A 16929-nucleotide genomic window follows, 5' to 3' on the forward strand; every position below is an offset into this window, starting at 1 on the left:
TCGCTGCAAGACGCCTGCGTCAGACAAAGCCGTTTACACGGTCGTTTTTGGCAAAGCTTGATCTTCATCTTAAGTTTCATGGACGGGTCGCCGTCCAGCGGCGTAAACTGCATGTGGAGGTGATGAAAGCGTATGGAGGAGATGGACCGGAACAGGTCGATCTTGCGCTTTCGTCAGCAGACTAATCAGGAAGCGACAACCGCCCGACGGGTGGCGTTGCGCGTGCTTCTGGGAGGAAGAGCATGACTTCGAAATATGCCGAAACCTATGCCGCATGGCAGACCGATCCTGAACGCTTCTGGGCGGAAGCGGCGCAGGCAATCGACTGGTTCAAGCCATGGGACCAGGTTTTTGCGGGCGACGAAGGTGTTTATGGCCGCTGGTTCAAGGGTGCCGAGTGCAACACCTGCTATAACGCGCTCGACCGCCATGTCGCCAATGGACGTGGCGAACAGGTTGCGCTCATCTATGAAAGCCCGGTCACCGGCAGCGTGCGCAAATTCACCTATCGCGAACTGCTGGAAGAAGTAGAGGCACTTTCTGCCGTCATGCTCGACAATGGTGTGTCGGAGGGCGACCGCGTTCTCATCTATATGCCGATGGTACCGGAAGCAGCCGTCGCCATGCTCGCATCGGCCCGTATCGGCGCCGTCCACTCCGTCGTTTTCGGCGGATTTGCCGCCCATGAACTCGCAACTCGTATCGACGATGCCAAGCCTGTGATGATCATCGCCGGTTCCTGCGGTATCGAACCAACCCGCGTCGTACCCTATCAGGCTATGCTCGACAAGGCGATTGCGCTTGCGAGCCACAAGGTCCGCAACTGCATCATATTGCAGCGCGAGCAGCATCGGCACGAGCCGGTGGCAGGGCGTGACATCGACTATCGCGAGGCTGTCGAAGCGGCGCGCGGTCGTCACGTCCCATGCACGCCGGTCCATGCAACCGATCCGCTATACGTGCTTTACACATCCGGCACGACCGGTGAGCCGAAGGGCGTCGTGCGCGACAATGGCGGGCATATGGTAGCGCTCGTCTGGTCGATGAGGCATGTTTTCGGTGTGGAGCCCGGACAGGTCTGGTGGGCGGCCTCTGATGTGGGTTGGGTGGTCGGCCATTCCTATATCGTCTATGCGCCCCTGCTACATGGTGCGACCAGCATCCTGTTCGAGGGCAAGCCCATCGGTACGCCGGATGCGGGCGAATATTGGCGCATCATCGAAGACCATGGCGTCGAGGTGATGTTCACCGCACCGACCGCATTGCGGGCAATCAAGAAAGATGATGCGGACGGCAATTTCGTACGCCGCCACGACCTTTCAAAGTTCCGCGCCCTTTATCTTGCTGGCGAACGCGCCGACCCCGATACGATCCACTGGGCCGAGAACCTGCTCGGCTGCCCCGTGATCGACCATTGGTGGCAAACGGAAAGCGGCTGGCCCATGGTCGCCAATCCGCTCGGCCTCGGTCTTCTGGAAACCAGATACGGCTCGCCCGCCGTCTGTCTTCCGGGTTACGATATCCGCGTGCTGGATGACGAAGGCCATGAGCTCGAACGCGGCCAGCTCGGCAATATTCTCATCAAGTTGCCTCTACCGCCCGGCTGCCTGCCGACGCTCTGGAACGCCGATGAGCGTTTCCGCAAAGCCTATCTGAACGAATTTCCCGGTTACTATAAAACCGCCGATGCGGGCTATATGGATGAGGACGGCTATCTCTATATCATGAGCCGTACCGATGATATCATCAATGTCGCCGGCCATCGTCTGTCAACGGGTGCAATGGAGGAGGTGCTTTCCAGCCATCCCGACGTTGCCGAATGTGCTGTGCTTGGCATTTCCGACCCGATGAAGGGCCAGGTGCCATGCGGTTTCCTCGTGCTTAAATCCAATATCGACCGCGACCCGCAAGAGGTCGAGAAGGAATGTGTCAGCATGGTGCGTGACGTCATCGGACCGGTTGCAGCCTTCCGGCTGGCGCTGACCGTAAAACGCCTGCCCAAGACACGATCCGGCAAAATTCTGCGCTCAACCATCCAGAAGATTGCCGACGGAGAAGAATGGAAGATGCCGGCCACAATCGACGATCCGGCGATTCTGGACGAAATCAGCATCGTTCTGCGCGAGCGTCACACCGGCCTCGCCTTCGCCTGACCGTAAGGTTCAGGACTATTGACCGGCGGTTTTCGCCGGTCCACTCTCCGCGCAAATTGGAGATCAACCATGCAATTAGAAGGCAAGGTGGCAATCGTCACCGGCGCTGCCCGTGGTATCGGCTATGCCATAGCAAAGCGCTTCCTTATGGACGGTGCAAGCGTCGTGCTGTCCGACATCGACACCACCGCAGCGATGCGCGCAGCCAAGGATCTGGAACAGTTCGGCCCGGTGCGACACATGGCGGCGGATGTGGGCGACAAGCTCGACATTCATAATCTCCTGACTTTTACCGTCACCAATGTCGGAGAGATCGATATTCTCGTCAACAATGCCGGCATCGTTCATCAGGCGGATTTTCTCGACCTGAAGGAAGAGGACTTTGACCGCGTCATGCGGGTCAATCTCAAGGGTGCTTTTCTGTGCGGTCAAGCCGTGGCCAAACGCATGGTGGAACGGGTCGAATCGGGCGGCGATCCAGGCACGATCATCAACATGTCGTCGATCAATGCGATTTTTGGTTTGCCGGAACAGCTCGCCTACTCTGTTTCAAAAGGCGGACTGAACCAACTGACACGCACCATGGCAGTAGCACTCGCCCGCTGGGGGATTCGCGTCAATGCCATCGGTCCCGGCTCCATCGAGACTGACATGCTTTCCGCCGTGAACACAGATGCCGATGCCCGCAACAGGATTCTGTCGCGAACACCACTCGGTCGTATAGGCCAAGCCTCTGAAATTGCTTCAATCGCGTCGTTTCTGGCATCGCGGGATGCGAGCTATGTAACAGGCCAGACCATCTATGCGGATGGCGGGCGCCTGCCCCTCAGCTATACGGCAGCACCACGCTACAAGGCGTGACGTTGCGGCTCCGCAATATTAGGAAGATAATGAAATAGGACTTCGCTCCTGACAGATAGCTGTCAGGAGGGGTGTGCGATACTGCGTATCCAAGGATGAGGGAGATTTCACCATGGCACTCGCAATCGCACCATTGATCGCAGTTTTGAAGGAATACAGGCGCAGATATGACGAACGCCGTCGTTTCGTCCGCACCGAGCGGGTGATCGGCCGACTGCCGAACGATTTGCGCAAGGATTTGGGCTGGCCGGATCGCTATCTGGAACAGCGCAACACCAAGTACTGCAACGGAGAATAAAACGGAATGCGCCGTGCAGACCGCCTTTTCCAGATTGTTCAGCACCTGCGCGGTGGCAGGCTTGTCACCGCGCGCCAGCTTGCCGAAAGGCTGGAAGTCTCCGAACGCACTATCTATCGTGACATTTCCGATTTGCAGTCGACAGGCGTTCCCATCGATGGTGAAGCCGGTGTCGGCTATATTCTGCGGCAAGGTTTCGAACTGCCGCCGCTCATGTTCACGCGCGATGAAATCGTCGCTCTTGTCGCCGGAGCGCGTCTCATTCGCGCCTGGGGCGGCGTTTCCATGGCGCGTGGCGCGGAAGAGGCACTGGTCAAGATCGAAGCCGTCCTGCCCAAGGAAGAGCGCGCCCGTATCACCAGCACCCAGATTCATGCGCCTACGGCCCGCATCAGCATGGACGAACGCCGCATCATCGACGCGGTGGAACGCGCCGTCGATCAGGGCAACGTGCTGAATATCCGCTATCGAGATCTGGAATCGCGCGAAAGCGAGCGTGATATTCGTCCACTGGGACTGTGGTTCTGGGGCAAGGTCTGGACGGTTATCGGCTGGTGCGAATTGCGCAACGCGTTCCGCACGTTTCGCACCGACCGTATCGTCGAAGCCAGCGACGCTGGTCGCCTCTTCCGGGCTGAACGCGGCAAGACGCTCTCCGATTTCTATCGACTCATGGAATTGAGCGAATACAACGCCTTCAAAGACTGATTATTGCAGCAATACTCCCAAGACGACCGCGTGAGCTGGTCCGGCAGTCTGTTCATGCAGACATGTCGGGCCAGCTCTCTTTTTCAGTCATGATGGCAATTAGCTGATCAATGACATATCGCAGCCCCCGATCCTCCTGACGTCGCCTGTGCCATGCAACATGCAAAGGAAAACCCGCAATGGGGACAGGCGGCGTAAAAGCGACGAGAGCAGACATATCCTCTGGCACACAGCGCGATGGCAGCATGGCAATCATATCGGTGCTGGCCAGCAATTCAGGCACCATGCCGAAATTGGGCACAACCACGCCGACCCGGCGGCTCAATCCCCGCTCGGCCAGAGCGCTGTCGACGGGGCTGCTGTTGTCGCCGCGTCCCGAAACAAGGATATGCGGGTGGTCGAGCCAGCACTTCAGCGAAAATGCCTTTGCTGCCGGATGGTCCCGGCGCATGGCGATGACGTAATTTTCCTCAAGCAACAATCTGCGCTGAAGTTCTCCATCGGCGTCAGGAAAAACGGACAGAGCAAGATCGCTTTCTCCTGTCACCAGCGCATCCCGCGCCACGACAGGCCCCTGCCAGGGTTGGACGATGATATCGATACCCGGTGCAGCGAACCCGAGTGCCTTCAACAGCGGTCTTATGACAAAAATGGCCGGATAATCCGCCATGCAGATACGTATCGTCTGCCGCAGTGACGCAAGAGGCACTTCGGGCGGATCAACCAGATCGACCACACCCGCAAGAATTGTCTTGAGCGGAGCCCGCAACGCTTCCGCTTTCGGTGTGCGCCTCATCGTGCCCTGCCCACGTTCCAGAAGCGGGTCGTTGAACAAGGCGCGGCAGCGCTGCAAAGCATTCGATACGGCTGGTTGCGTCAGGTTAAGCTGATCGGCAGCTCTACTCACATGCGCTTCATCCAGAAGGGCATCCAGTATGACCAGAAGATTCAGATCGAGACAACGTAAATTCATGAAATCAATAATAGACTATATTGATAATAAATTGGAGTAATTTCACTATTCGCCGCATCGTCCTTCCAACCCTGAAGGAGACGACGATGAGCAAGACGCTGATTTTACTTTTTCACCCCGATCTGGCGCAATCACGAGCCAATGCAACGCTTGCCGCAGCCGCAGCAAAACTGCCGGGCGTAGAGATCGTCGATATGCAGGCCGCTTATCCGCTGGGGATCGACTTCTTCAAAGACGGAGAGCAGGAGGCCCAACGTCTTTTGTCTGCCGATCGCATTGTCCTGCAATTTCCGGTTCAATGGTATTCCACGCCCCCGCTTCTGAAGGCATGGCAGGATGCTGTGCTGACCCGCATGTTTTACGTTGCTTACGACCGGGAAGGGCGAAGGCTCGAAGGTACGCCGTTCATGATCGCAGCGACGGCAGGAAATGTTCCCGAGGCTTATCGCGAAGGCGGGCGCAATATGTTCCCGATGATCGATTTGTTTGCGCCTCTGCGGGCAACGGCAAATCGTTGCGGGCTGGACTGGACAGACCCCTTCGTGCTTTACGCCGCAGACAAACTGCCGACTGAAGCGCTTGAGGACGCGGCCAGCCGCTATGCAGAGATTTTGAAAGACTGGATAGCTGCGACACCTCTTTCCAAAAATGAGGAAGCCGCCTGATTCAACAGAAAAGCCCGGCTGATGAAGCCGGGCTTTTTGATATTTCGGTAAGGCGATGTCGCTTTCCGACTATTCGTCTTCGTCTTCGTCCTGGGTCGAGCTCTTGAGCGAAGAGAGCTTGGCGAAAACCTTGTCCGCATCGAGTTCTTCTTCGGCGGGCTGCTCGTCACGATAGTCAAAATTCTCGGTCGCAGAAGCTGGCAGCAAGGTGCTATCCGATTCCGGTGTTGCCGGACGATTGCGCGAAGCGCGTTCGACTTCAATGTCGAGATCGATCTGCGAGCAGAGGCCGAGCGTAACCGGGTCCATCGCCGTCAGATTTGCCGAGTTCCAGTGCGAACGATTGCGAATCTGCTCGATGGTCGACTTGGTCGTGCCGATCAGGCGCGAGACCTGCGCATCCTTCAGTTCCGGATGATTGCGAACCAGCCAGAGAATCGCATTCGGGCGATCCTGACGCTTGGAAAGCGGCGTGTAACGCGGGCCCTTGCGCTTGGCTTCCGGAACACGAACCTTCGGTTCGGAAAGCTTTAGACGATAATACGGATCCTTCTCGCCCTTCGCGATCTCTTCACGCGAAATCTGACCTGTAATGACCGGGTCGAGACCCTTGATGCCCTGCGAAGCTTCACCGTCGGCAATAGCCTTCACTTCCAGCGGGTGCAGCTTGCAGAAAGCGGCAATCTGGTCAAACGACAGAGCCGTATTATCGACAAGCCAAACGGCCGTTGCCTTCGGCATAAGAAGCTGGGTGGCCATTAGATATAATCCTTCTGTTCGTCCGCTCCGGTGGCGCGGGACGTGGGCAAAACCACAATTTCCGGGAAATCACGGCCTATATATCGTTTTTTTTTCACCAGAGCAAGAATGGCTCTGAATCTTAGCACTACGGTTGCAAATTCGTCAGGCCGTGGTGAAAAGAGTGATTTTCGAGTACCGGAGCGGAGCGTACTTAAAAGTACGTGAGCACCGGAACGCAGACAAAGCGCTCTTTGCAGCCGGCATCACGAAGAATGCAACTGTAGTGTTAGGCGATATCGAGCACAATCTTGCCAATATGCCTTCCCTCCTCCATGCGTTCATGCGCGCGCCAGGCATCTTTCAGCGAAAAGATCATGTCCATCACCGGCGCAACACGACGCTGCGCGAGAAGCGGCCAGACTTTCGCTTCCAGTTCCCGTGCGATGCCAGCCTTGAAGTCAACCGGTCGCGGTCGCAGCGTGGAACCGGTATGGGTCAGACGCTTGGTCATCAAGAGCGCGAAATTGGCCGTGGCTTTCGCACCATTGAGAAAAGCGATCTGCACGATGCGACCATCCTCGGCCGCAACTTTATAATTGCGGTCGACATAATCACCGCCAACCATATCGAGAATCACATTGACGCCTTTGCCCTTGGTCATATCCTTTACGACCTCGACAAAATCTTCTTCCCGATAATTGATCGCGCGATCAGCCCCGAGTTTCACGCAGGCGTCGCATTTCTCTTTTGAACCCGCAGTTGCAATGACGGTCGCGCCAAAAGCTTTTGCAAGCTGGATAGCTGTCGTGCCTATACCGGACGATCCACCGTGAACCAGAAAAGTCTCGCCCTTCTTCAGCCCACCGCGCTCGAACACATTGTGCCAGACAGTGAAAAAAGTTTCCGGGATCGCTGCCGCTTCGATATAACCATAGCCGGAAGGCAACGGCAGCGCATTGGTTTCATGCACGACCGCATATTCGGCATAGCCGCCGCCAGCCAGCAGTGCGACGATCTGATCCCCGGTCTTGAACCGCTTGACGCCGCTGCCGACCGCAACAATATCACCGGCAATTTCCAGCCCCGGAATATCCGACGCGCCAGGCGGCGGCGCATATTGGCCCTGTCGCTGCAAAACATCTGGTCGGTTGACCCCGGCAGCACGCACACGCACCAGAATTTCACCTTCCTTCGGGTCCGGCACCGATCGCTGAACGGGGCGAAGCATATGGGCTCCACCCGGCTCGGAGATTTCAATAGCGGTCATCTGGGAAGGCAAGTCGGCCATCATCTTCAAACTCCATTCAGATTTCTTGCCCCACGCATCGTCGCAGAAATGCCTCAAGACGAATGCAAGACGTCACGTTAGGGAAATCGTCATCGATTTTCTCAAATATATATGCGACGATTCAAGGTGTTAAATCTTTTCTGAGCCATCATTGACCACGGAGGACGGCTATGAGCGGTTTTGATGAGGATGTGGTGAAGCCGCGCAACAGCGTGGCACTGAGCGAAGAGGAACTGTCGCTGCTTTCGGTCACCGAGATCGACCAGCGCATTGCCTTCCTGCAATCCGAGATAGAGCGGCTAAAAACCGAGCGCCTCAAAAAGGGCGACAGCCGCGCTGCGGCGGAAGCATTGTTTCGATAGGGATTGGGTCGCCCACGAAGATGGATAACAGTGCGAAAGAACTGGAACCAATCGCGGACCAAACGTTTGGGAACAATAGTCATTGATCGCACCGACCACTCATAAACCTGCGTACTGACGGTCCAGTTTCAGATTTCGGGAATAGAATTTTGCGCATTTACATTCAGGTTCTGGCCCTTCTCTGCGGCACAGCCTTTCTCCTCATCGCTTCGGGCCTTCATGGCCTTCTGTTGCCATTGCGCGGCGGCGCCGAAGGCTTTTCGGTCGCATCGCTCGGCATGCTCGGCACGACATGGGCAGGCGGCTTCGTTGCGGGCTGTCTGTTTGCGCCGCGCCTCGTGCGTCGCGTCGGCCACGTGAGGGCGTTCGGCTGCTTTGCCGCATCGGCGGCGATCATCGCCCTGCTTTCCGGCATCTTCGTGGATGCGACGATCTGGGTGATCCTGCGCGCCTTCACCGGTTTTTCCATGGCGGGCGCTTTCATGGTTATCGAAAGCTGGCTGAATGAGCGTGCGACCAATGAATCGCGCGGCAAGATTTTCGGCATGTATATGATGGTCAATTATGGGGCGACCATGTCCGGCCAGATGCTGGTTGCAGCGGGAGACGTGCACTCCGATCATCTGTTCATGATCAGCGGCATCTTCTTCTGTCTGGCTCTCATTCCGACTGCGATCTCTACGGCTGTCAGCCCCAAGCCGCTGACGGAAGTGCAGCTCGATCTCAAGGCGCTCTATAATAACTCACCCGCGGCTTTTGTGGGTTGTATTCTGATCGGCATCGCCAACGGAGCCTGGGGTACGCTCGGAGCCGTCTTCGGCGCGAAATCCGGCATATCGACCACCGAAATCGCCTTGATGGTCAGTGTCACCATCGCAGCAGGCGCCTTGATGCAGATTCCGATCGGACGCATATCCGATCTGGTCGATCGGCGTTTCGTACTGGCAAGCGTTGCGGCGCTGGCGGCACTGGTCGGCCTTATCGCCTTTCTGGTCGCCCCTTCCAGCGGCCCCGTCATCATCACGATGACCGGCTGTTATGGCGCGCTTGCCTATGCGCTTTATCCCGTTGCCGTCGCTCACGCGAACGATCATGCGACGTCGGAAAGCTTTGTGAAAGTATCGAGCGGGCTTCTGTTGCTTTATGGCTTCGGCACGATGCTCGGACCGTTGCTGGCGGCTGTGGCCATGGATATTTTCTGGCCATCCGGTCTCTTCGCCATCACCATGCTCGCCCATATTTCCATCACCGGCTATGCATTGTTCCGTTCCCGCAAGCGTGCTTCCATTCCGAAAGAAGAGAAGGACCAGTTCAAGAGCATGCCTTCGGAACGTGGTGCAACACCGGAAGCGCTGAACCTCGATCCAAGAGCTGAGACGGAAGGGTGACGGGCGCTGAAAATGACGCCGATAAATAAAGCCAATTAAATAGTTGAATCAATATGTTCGGCGGCTGTGGCACAGCCGCCAATACGACAATCCGGCATCATAACCACGACGCAGTAATTCAGGCTCGCGAGAACCTTTCAACAGCCGATGTCTTTGGCTTGATACACCTTATCGAACCGCGATCTACAGCATCGGCCCGAAAATCGGAATCGACTTTCGGAAAGCGCGATGCGTAGATTCAATAGGTTAGAGCGTCCTTTATGCGTCCATAAGGACGCGCGGCGCTCTAAGTGCGGCTTCCCTGTTAGTGACGTGTTACCTGGGATCTCAGTTTTTCGATCTGGTCCTTAAGCATAAGCTTCTTGCGCTTGAGAGATGCAACGTGCAGGTCGTCCATTGCCGGTGACGCTATAGCTTCGGAAATTTCCTGCTCCAGAGCGCCGTGCTTCTTTTCGAGCGTGGCAAGATGGGACTCGATAGCCATCATCAGATCTCCTTTGGTTGATTTCCCTGATTTACGGAACAGCGCGGACCTCGTTTGCCCGTTTGTCCGCTATCCCGCCATTCAACCTGCATGAACGCCCGGCACACCTCCTGTATTCCGGGCCAAACACGCAGTCCCGGCTGCCAGGGACGCTGTATTGTTGTCGCCTTCGACAGCCGCTATCCATGACAGAACCATGACAGTTTGGCACGAGTTTGATGCAAAGTCGATTTTGTCATGGTAGCATTTTCCTGACGCGAAAAATGTGATAAGGGCTTCGCCAGAAACGGGCTGACGCCGCACCTTTTTATGGTTTGGCGCGGCCCGTAAAATTATTCAACAGAACGGGGCACCGCATGTCCGATCAGGAACAGGCCGAAATCAGATTGGCCGTCGCACGACTGAAACAGGAACACGCGGACTTCGATGCTGCCATCAACGCCATGATAGCGGTTGGCTGCGACCAATTGCGCGTCCAGCGCATGAAGAAGAAAAAACTCGCAATCAAGGACAAGCTGCAGGAGATGGAAGATCAGGTAATCCCCGACATCATCGCCTGAATGTCCAGAATAATCCATGACAGAGCCGGGGTTCGCCCGGCTTTATCATTTTAGCATTATCCCCAAACGCATATGAAAGAAGCGGAGCAGGAAGATCAATGAGCGTTACTGCCGATGTCGCCATCATCATGGGAAGCCAGTCCGACTGGGAGACCATGCGCCATGCAGCAGACACACTGGAAGCACTCGGCATTTCCTTCGATGCCCGGATCGTTTCCGCGCATCGCACGCCTGATCGGCTCGTTGCCTTTGCCAAAGGCGCCAAGGCGGAAGGGTTCAAGGTCGTCATCGCAGGCGCAGGTGGCGCAGCTCACCTGCCGGGCATGGCCGCTGCCATGACCCCGCTGCCTGTTTTCGGTGTTCCGGTCCAGTCCAAGGCACTTTCAGGCCAGGATTCACTCCTCTCCATCGTGCAAATGCCAGCAGGTATTCCTGTCGGCACGCTGGCTATTGGCCGCGCTGGCGCGGTCAATGCCGCCCTCCTCGCCGCAGCCGTTCTGGCGCTTTATGACGAAGCGCTGGCCGCCCGCCTCGACGAGTGGCGCAAGGCGCAAACGGAAAGCGTGGCCGAGCGCCCTTCGAACGAGGCCTGATATGAAAAATTCTGTACTGAAGCCCGGTGCAACCATCGGCATTATCGGCGGCGGACAACTTGGCAGAATGCTTGCCATGGCCGCAGCGCGTCTCGGCTTTGAAACCGTGATCCTGGAACCGCAGGCCGATTGCCCGGCAGCACAGGTCGCTAATCGCCAGATCGTCGCTGCCTATGACGATTCGAACGCGCTTGCAGAACTTGCTACAGTGTCCGACGTCATTACCTACGAATTCGAGAACGTGCCCGTCAGTGCCGCAGATCGACTTGCCGAAACCGCTCTGGTCTTTCCTCCCCCGGCAGCGCTCGAAGTCTCGCAGGATCGCTTTACGGAAAAGCAGTTTCTCAACTCCAGCGACATCGCGACGGCGCCCTGGCGCCTTGTGGACGACGAAGAAACCCTGATCGCGGCTCTGGCCGCACTTGGCGAGCGCGGCATTCTCAAGACGCGGCGTCTCGGTTATGACGGCAAGGGACAGGTCCGCCTGACATCACTTGATGAGTCCGAAGCCCACAAGGCAATTCTCGCCATCAACCGCGCCCCGGCAATCCTCGAAGGTTTCATCGATTTCGAGCGCGAAGTCTCGGTGATCGCAGCGCGCGACCAGGCAGGCAATGTTGCCATTTTCGATATTGCCGAGAACGTGCACAAGGACGGCATCCTGGCGACCTCAACGGTACCGGCTGCCATTTCCGAGCGCGCGGCGGAAGAAGCCCGCAAGGCCGCTACGAAGCTTCTGAACGCGCTTGATTATGTCGGCGTGCTCGGACTTGAATTCTTCGTCCTGAAGGACGGCACGCTGCTGGCAAACGAATTTGCCCCGCGTGTCCATAATTCGGGCCACTGGACGGAAGCGGCCTGCGCCATTTCACAGTTCGAGCAACACATCCGCGCCATCACCGGATTGCCCTTGGGCAACACCGACCGACATTCGGATTGCGTGATGGAAAACCTGATCGGCGACGATGTCGAGAAGGTTCCAGCGATTCTCTCCGAAAAGAATGCCGTGCTGCATCTTTACGGTAAAAAGGAAGCACGTCCGGGCCGCAAGATGGGTCATGTGACGCGCATCCACGCCAGCGGGAAATAATGTTCATCGGGAATCCCGTCGATTCCCAATGAATCTTTTGCTACCCGCCAAGAATTTCAGCTCCGGCGCCCTGAATCTGCGGCTCAGGAGTTGACATTTGCCCGAAACCTTGTGTATTTCGGCCAACCCTTCGGGCATCTAACAGTGCCTGTAACCAATTGGCGCCTCGGGCGCCTGTTTTTATGAAGCCCCGCGGCATCTGCACGTCAACGGGCCAACAAGACCGGTGATTGACATGAAGATCAAGAACTCGCTTAAAGCGCTTAAGGCCCGTCATCGCGACTGCCAGCTGGTCCGCCGCAAGGGCCGCGTTTACATCATCAATAAGACTGCCCCGCGCTACAAGGCTCGTCAGGGCTAATCTTATTTCTGATTTTGCATTTGACGTTTCGCTGCGCATGGTAAAATCTATGCGCATGCGGGACGTTTTTGCATGTCTGATTTCATTTTCTGTGCTCGCGTCGCTTGGCACGACGATGCCATCGGCTTATGCCGAAGTGACGCCCGGCAAAGTACCGCTTATTGCACCTCTGACGCCCGTTCAGACCGGCCCCGACAGCGAACAGAAACCTGCCCCCGACAAGCCCGCATCAGCCGCAGCACAGACGCCAGAAGAGCGTCTCGACAAGCTCTTTGCCGATCTTCGTCGCACAACGGATGAGGCCAAGGCACGGCGTATCGCTTCACAGATCAATACGCTGTGGTCGCAGTCAGGCAGCGCAACAGTCGATCTCCTGATGCAATGGGCCAATGCGGCAATGCTCGAGCGCCGCTATCCTTCTGCTATCGACTTCCTGAACGAGGCGATCGCACTCGACCCGGAATATGCGGAAGCCTGGAACCGCCGCGCTACAGTCTATTTCCTGCAAAAAGACTATGCCCACGCGATGTACGACATCAATCGTACGCTGGAGCTGGAGCCGCGCCATTATGGCGCCCTGACAGGCATGGCGGCCATTTTGCGCCTGCGTGGTCTGAAGGAACAGGCACTGAAAGCCTATGAGCAAGCTCTCATCGTCTACCCGATGATGCGCGACGCTCAGAAGAACTTCAATGATCTTGCGGACGAACTGACGGATACGCGGACTTAGGGCTGCTTCGCACCTGTGCGCGAAACATTCTCAAAATTCATCCAGACCAAAACAAACGCGCTCCAAAGGAGCGCGTTTCTTTAGATGCCGTCAGCCATAACTGGATGAGATTCCGGCTGTGGCGAGCCGAAAATGGTGGAGTTTGAGAACCGGAGCGGAATGTACTTTTGGGTACATGAGCCGCGGCAAGCGCAAACAACGCCATTTGCAGGCCGTCACGGCCGGAATATCTCCAGTTTAAATGCCCGACTTTCCGTCCGGACCTATATAGGCGATGCGCAGCATGTTGGTTGCACCGGGCGTACCAAATGGAACACCGGCAGTAATGATAACGCGGTCTCCTGCCTTGCCGAACTCCTCGTGGAAGACGATTTCGCAGGCATGGTTGACCATGTCTTCAAGATCATGCGCATCAGCAGTGACCACGCAATGCAAGCCCCAGACAAGCGACAGTTTGCGTGCGGTATCGACGACCGGCGACAGGGCAATGATCGGCGTACGCGGACGCTCGCGGGCGGCACGCAGGCCGGTCGTGCCGGAAGCGGTATAGGTGACGATAGCCGAAAGCTTCAGCGTTTCTGCGATCTGGCGTGCAGCAAGTGAAATCGCGTCGGCACCCGTTGGTTCTGGCGCAGCACGCTGTGCATCGATGATGGTCGAATAGGTCGGTTCCTTTTCCACCTGCTCGGCGATGCGGTTCATGGTGGCGACAGCTTCGACCGGATATTGGCCCGAGGCCGATTCCGCTGAAAGCATAATCGCGTCGGCACCTTCGAACACTGCGGTTGCAACGTCGGACACTTCAGCGCGGGTCGGGACCGGAGCCGTAATCATCGATTCCAGCATCTGCGTCGCGACAACGACCGGCTTGCCGGCACGGCGCGCCTTGCGGGTAATCTGCTTCTGGATACCCGGAACGCTTTCAAGCGGCACTTCAACGCCGAGATCGCCACGCGCGACCATCAATGCGTCGGAAAGCTCGATGATTTCATCGAGGCGCGTTACAGCCTGCGGCTTCTCGATCTTCGACATGATGCCGACCTTGCCGCGCGATACCTTGCGCACCTCGGCCAGATCTTCCGGACGCTGGATGAAGGAAAGCGCAACCCAGTCGATCTCTTCCTTCAGAACAGCATCGAGATCCTTGCGGTCCTTTTCGGTCAGTGCGCCGACGCCAAGCGTCGTATCCGGCAGGCTGACGCCCTTGCGGTCAGAAATCCGCGTTCCGGAAATCACCTTGCAACGGATCGACTTGCCATCGCTTGCCTCGGCAACCAGATGGAGCTTGCCATCGTCGATCAGCAGACGATGACCCGGTTCGACAGCTTCAAGAATTTCCGGATGCGGAAGATAGACACGGGTGTCGTCGCCGAGCGCTTCATTGTTGTCGAGGGTGAAGGTCTGGCCGGGAACGAGATCGGCCTTACCGTCCTTGAACTTGCCAACGCGCAGCTTCGGACCCTGGAGATCGGCCAGGATGCCGATCGGGCGCCCCAGTTCCTTTTCCACATTGCGGATGCGCTTGACGAGGGTGCGCATCAGATCATGGTCAGCGTGACTCATATTGATGCGGAACACATCCGCGCCTGCCTCGAACAGCTTGCGGATGACGGCTTCCTCACCCGACGCCGGACCTAGTGTGGCGAGAATCTTGACCTTGCGGTTGCGCTTCATTGACTATTCGTTCCTGTAACAGTGGGGTTTTCTGTCGGCGTTTCATCGGTGAGCTGAACCATCCAGCTCGATTGTTCCCCGGTGTCGTATTCCTGGAAGCCGTTGCGCTGGAAACCCCGCGCGAAGCAATCCTGGACGCCAGTAATACGGAATTCTTTCTCGGCTACGCACATATTGACCTTGCCCTCCCAGCGTCCGCCGCCCTGAGCGTCTTCGGCATAGAGATAATAATAGCGTGAGGTCAGCGGCCCTTCGATGAGGGTCTTGCAGCTTGAGCCGTCGATGTGCCACCAGCCTTCGGTCACCCAGCCCGTCTTGGCTCTGTAGCCGATAGACACACCAACGAGGTTCTGTGTTGCATTACATACGCGGAAATCCGCACGGGCCTCTATGGATGTCATGCCCAGCGCAGTCATCAGCACACCGGCAAACAAAACTAGAGATAGTGGAAGTCGCATACGCAGAACCCCTTCAGCCCGCTATCGGTTTTATCGAACAATTTGTATTGCACAGGGAAATCCCATCTCGGAGAAATCCCATTTCGGGTCGCTCTCTTTTCGGCAGTTTCGCCTTTGATGTCAACGCAATCCCAATGAGAACAGGTACTCTTGACCAAAGAATGATCGTTGCAATCCGGGCTTTCTCATGACAGACCTGAAACAGCTTCCCGCACAACACAGAAATAATCCCCTAATTTAGCCTCGGGATCTCGCCCTATGCTGCTTCAATCCGGACCAAATGTTTCGATTTCATTCTCGCCGGTGCACAGTGTCAACGGTGATTTCAGCCTCGGCCTGCTCCTGACCGCCGACCACGCACGCCGCGATGTTCCGGCCGAATATGGCACGCTTGGTTTGCAGACAAGTGAATTCGACCGGCACATCGCCTATGATATTGGCGTCGAGAATCTGACACGCAGACTCGCCCACCATCTGAATGCGCCTGCGGTTCTCGGCGGATTCTCACGACTTCTGATCGATCCCAATCGCGGCGAAGACGATCCGACGCTTATCATGCAACTATCCGACGGTGCGGTCATCTCCGGCAACTATCCAATGTCGGCAGGTGAACGCGAGGAGCGCCTTAAACGCTTTTATCGCCCCTATCACGACACGGTTGCGCGAGCGAGCGAGCGCGTAGCGGTCGAAAGCGGGGCGGCGCCCTTCATCGTTGCGATCCATTCCTTCACGCCGCGTTGGAAGAACAACGCACGCCCCTGGCAAATCGGCCTTCTCTGGGACAAGGACGACCGCGCCGTTGCCCCGCTCCTGGCGCTGCTGCGTGCCGAATCGGGCCTCACAGTCGGCGACAACGAGCCCTATGACGGCGCGCTCAGGAACGACGCCATGTACCGGCACGCGACAGTAAAAGGTTTTGCCCATGTCCTGATCGAGGTGCGGCAGGATCTGATTGCCGATGACAAGGGGGCGGCAGAGTGGGCTGAAAGGCTGGCGCCGATGATCTCCCATATAAATACGCTGCCCGGCCTCCATACTGTCCAGCATTTTGGTTCACGCGCTGATCGCAGAAAATAACAGAGCCGTCAGTAGACACTTTACCCGCTATCCACAGGGCTTGACCCATCAAATCAGGTCGTGCATCGAAAAAGGCTCTTAATTTTGCCTGCGACTCGCGGGAAAAACGGTCCAGACTTTCGATAAGCGGTTTTCGCGTAATGCGTTTCCGCATCATCACAGACTTTGAATAGGAGAACTCCTCGTGAGCGACGACATTACCAGCGAAGCCCAGACGATTGCCGTTGGCCAGTTGCGTGCCTTCATCGAGCGCATCGAACGCCTCGAAGAAGAAAAAAAGACCATCGCTGACGATATCAAGGAAGTTTACGCGGAATTGAAGGGCTCGGGGTTTGACAGCAAGGTCGTGAGGACCATTATTCGTCTGCGTAAAAAAGAAGACCATGAACGTCAGGAAGAAGAAGCCATGCTGCAACTTTATATGGATGCGCTTGGCATGGGCTGATTTCGGCTCTTCCGGGAGCC

Annotated in this window: 20 protein-coding genes; 14 read left to right on the forward strand and 6 right to left on the reverse strand. The window is 56.8% G+C overall.

The window, feature by feature from the left end:
* Nucleotides 1-242: 242 nt before the first annotated feature.
* The 4 genes from FIB18_RS17680 (at nucleotide 243) to FIB18_RS17695 (ending at nucleotide 4020) form a co-directional block, all read left to right on the forward strand.
* Nucleotides 243-2153, forward strand: coding sequence for a propionyl-CoA synthetase (locus tag FIB18_RS17680; protein WP_140021961.1), 1911 nt, complete (start codon nucleotides 243-245; stop codon nucleotides 2151-2153).
* 69 nt (nucleotides 2154-2222) lie between these two features.
* Complete coding sequence (locus FIB18_RS17685) at nucleotides 2223-3014, forward strand: SDR family NAD(P)-dependent oxidoreductase (protein WP_140021962.1); 792 nt, start codon at nucleotides 2223-2225, stop codon at nucleotides 3012-3014.
* A 112-nt stretch (nucleotides 3015-3126) separates the two neighbouring features.
* Nucleotides 3127-3312: a hypothetical protein gene (locus tag FIB18_RS17690; protein ID WP_140021963.1), complete on the forward strand. Its 186-nt coding sequence runs from the start codon at nucleotides 3127-3129 to the stop codon at nucleotides 3310-3312.
* 6 nt (nucleotides 3313-3318) lie between these two features.
* Nucleotides 3319-4020 carry a helix-turn-helix transcriptional regulator gene (locus FIB18_RS17695; protein ID WP_140021964.1) on the forward strand — a complete coding sequence of 234 codons (702 nt, stop codon included), beginning with the start codon at nucleotides 3319-3321 and terminating at the stop codon, nucleotides 4018-4020.
* A 52-nt stretch (nucleotides 4021-4072) separates the two neighbouring features.
* Here FIB18_RS17695 and FIB18_RS17700 read toward each other — a convergent pair whose 3' ends face one another.
* Nucleotides 4073-4993 (reverse strand): LysR family transcriptional regulator, encoded by a 921-nt coding sequence (locus tag FIB18_RS17700; RefSeq protein WP_140021965.1) that lies wholly within the window; start codon nucleotides 4991-4993, stop codon nucleotides 4073-4075.
* A gap of 86 nt (nucleotides 4994-5079) precedes the next feature.
* On the opposite strand from FIB18_RS17700, the gene FIB18_RS17705 reads away from it, so the two are divergent.
* The gene (locus FIB18_RS17705; RefSeq protein WP_140021966.1) at nucleotides 5080-5658 is read left to right on the forward strand and encodes an NAD(P)H-dependent oxidoreductase; all 579 of its coding nucleotides are present in this window, start codon (nucleotides 5080-5082) and stop codon (nucleotides 5656-5658) included.
* Nucleotides 5659-5727: 69 nt separating this feature from the next.
* Here the strand turns inward: FIB18_RS17705 and FIB18_RS17710 are convergent, their stop codons facing one another.
* Both FIB18_RS17710 and FIB18_RS17715 read right to left on the reverse strand, forming a co-directional pair.
* On the reverse strand, nucleotides 5728-6417 hold the full coding sequence (locus FIB18_RS17710; RefSeq protein ID WP_140021967.1) for a DUF1013 domain-containing protein: 690 nt from the start codon (nucleotides 6415-6417) through the stop codon (nucleotides 5728-5730).
* Nucleotides 6418-6685: 268 nt separating this feature from the next.
* On the reverse strand, nucleotides 6686-7690 hold the full coding sequence (locus FIB18_RS17715) for an NAD(P)H-quinone oxidoreductase (RefSeq protein ID WP_140021968.1): 1005 nt from the start codon (nucleotides 7688-7690) through the stop codon (nucleotides 6686-6688).
* 167 nt (nucleotides 7691-7857) lie between these two features.
* On the opposite strand from FIB18_RS17715, the gene FIB18_RS17720 reads away from it, so the two are divergent.
* Together FIB18_RS17720 and FIB18_RS17725 are read left to right on the forward strand one after the other, a co-directional pair.
* The gene (locus FIB18_RS17720) at nucleotides 7858-8049 is read left to right on the forward strand and encodes a DUF1192 family protein (RefSeq protein WP_140021969.1); all 192 of its coding nucleotides are present in this window, start codon (nucleotides 7858-7860) and stop codon (nucleotides 8047-8049) included.
* A gap of 149 nt (nucleotides 8050-8198) precedes the next feature.
* Nucleotides 8199-9437, forward strand: coding sequence for an MFS transporter (locus FIB18_RS17725; protein WP_140021970.1), 1239 nt, complete (start codon nucleotides 8199-8201; stop codon nucleotides 9435-9437).
* Nucleotides 9438-9741: 304 nt separating this feature from the next.
* Here FIB18_RS17725 and FIB18_RS17730 read toward each other — a convergent pair whose 3' ends face one another.
* Complete coding sequence (locus FIB18_RS17730; RefSeq protein ID WP_012091308.1) at nucleotides 9742-9924, reverse strand: YdcH family protein; 183 nt, start codon at nucleotides 9922-9924, stop codon at nucleotides 9742-9744.
* A gap of 353 nt (nucleotides 9925-10277) precedes the next feature.
* On the opposite strand from FIB18_RS17730, the gene FIB18_RS17735 reads away from it, so the two are divergent.
* The 5 genes from FIB18_RS17735 (at nucleotide 10278) to FIB18_RS17760 (ending at nucleotide 13255) form a co-directional block, all read left to right on the forward strand.
* Nucleotides 10278-10481 (forward strand): YdcH family protein, encoded by a 204-nt coding sequence (locus FIB18_RS17735; RefSeq protein WP_078339590.1) that lies wholly within the window; start codon nucleotides 10278-10280, stop codon nucleotides 10479-10481.
* Between the two features lie 98 nt (nucleotides 10482-10579).
* Nucleotides 10580-11074 (forward strand): 5-(carboxyamino)imidazole ribonucleotide mutase, encoded by a 495-nt coding sequence (gene purE / locus FIB18_RS17740; protein WP_140021971.1) that lies wholly within the window; start codon nucleotides 10580-10582, stop codon nucleotides 11072-11074.
* A 1-nt stretch (nucleotide 11075) separates the two neighbouring features.
* Nucleotides 11076-12164: a 5-(carboxyamino)imidazole ribonucleotide synthase gene (locus FIB18_RS17745; protein WP_140021972.1), complete on the forward strand. Its 1089-nt coding sequence runs from the start codon at nucleotides 11076-11078 to the stop codon at nucleotides 12162-12164.
* 235 nt (nucleotides 12165-12399) lie between these two features.
* Nucleotides 12400-12525: a type B 50S ribosomal protein L36 gene (gene ykgO / locus FIB18_RS17755; protein ID WP_006467766.1), complete on the forward strand. Its 126-nt coding sequence runs from the start codon at nucleotides 12400-12402 to the stop codon at nucleotides 12523-12525.
* A 37-nt stretch (nucleotides 12526-12562) separates the two neighbouring features.
* Entirely contained in the window at nucleotides 12563-13255 is a 693-nt protein-coding gene (locus FIB18_RS17760; RefSeq protein ID WP_140021974.1) for a tetratricopeptide repeat protein, read from the forward strand.
* Nucleotides 13256-13492: 237 nt separating this feature from the next.
* Here FIB18_RS17760 and pyk read toward each other — a convergent pair whose 3' ends face one another.
* Both pyk and FIB18_RS17770 read right to left on the reverse strand, forming a co-directional pair.
* The gene (gene pyk, locus FIB18_RS17765; protein ID WP_140021975.1) at nucleotides 13493-14929 is read right to left on the reverse strand and encodes a pyruvate kinase; all 1437 of its coding nucleotides are present in this window, start codon (nucleotides 14927-14929) and stop codon (nucleotides 13493-13495) included.
* Nucleotides 14926-15387 carry a DUF1036 domain-containing protein gene (locus FIB18_RS17770; protein ID WP_061348002.1) on the reverse strand — a complete coding sequence of 154 codons (462 nt, stop codon included), beginning with the start codon at nucleotides 15385-15387 and terminating at the stop codon, nucleotides 14926-14928. The genes pyk and FIB18_RS17770 overlap by 4 nt, the downstream gene beginning before the upstream one ends.
* A gap of 258 nt (nucleotides 15388-15645) precedes the next feature.
* Between FIB18_RS17770 and FIB18_RS17775 the strand changes: the two genes are divergently transcribed.
* Together FIB18_RS17775 and FIB18_RS17785 are read left to right on the forward strand one after the other, a co-directional pair.
* The gene (locus FIB18_RS17775; protein ID WP_140021976.1) at nucleotides 15646-16464 is read left to right on the forward strand and encodes an N-formylglutamate amidohydrolase; all 819 of its coding nucleotides are present in this window, start codon (nucleotides 15646-15648) and stop codon (nucleotides 16462-16464) included.
* A 184-nt stretch (nucleotides 16465-16648) separates the two neighbouring features.
* Complete coding sequence (locus FIB18_RS17785; protein ID WP_061348000.1) at nucleotides 16649-16909, forward strand: DUF2312 domain-containing protein; 261 nt, start codon at nucleotides 16649-16651, stop codon at nucleotides 16907-16909.
* Nucleotides 16910-16929 lie beyond the last annotated feature (20 nt).

This window comes from Brucella pecoris, from assembly GCF_006376675.1.
Classification (GTDB): Bacteria; Pseudomonadota; Alphaproteobacteria; order Rhizobiales; family Rhizobiaceae; genus Brucella; species Brucella pecoris.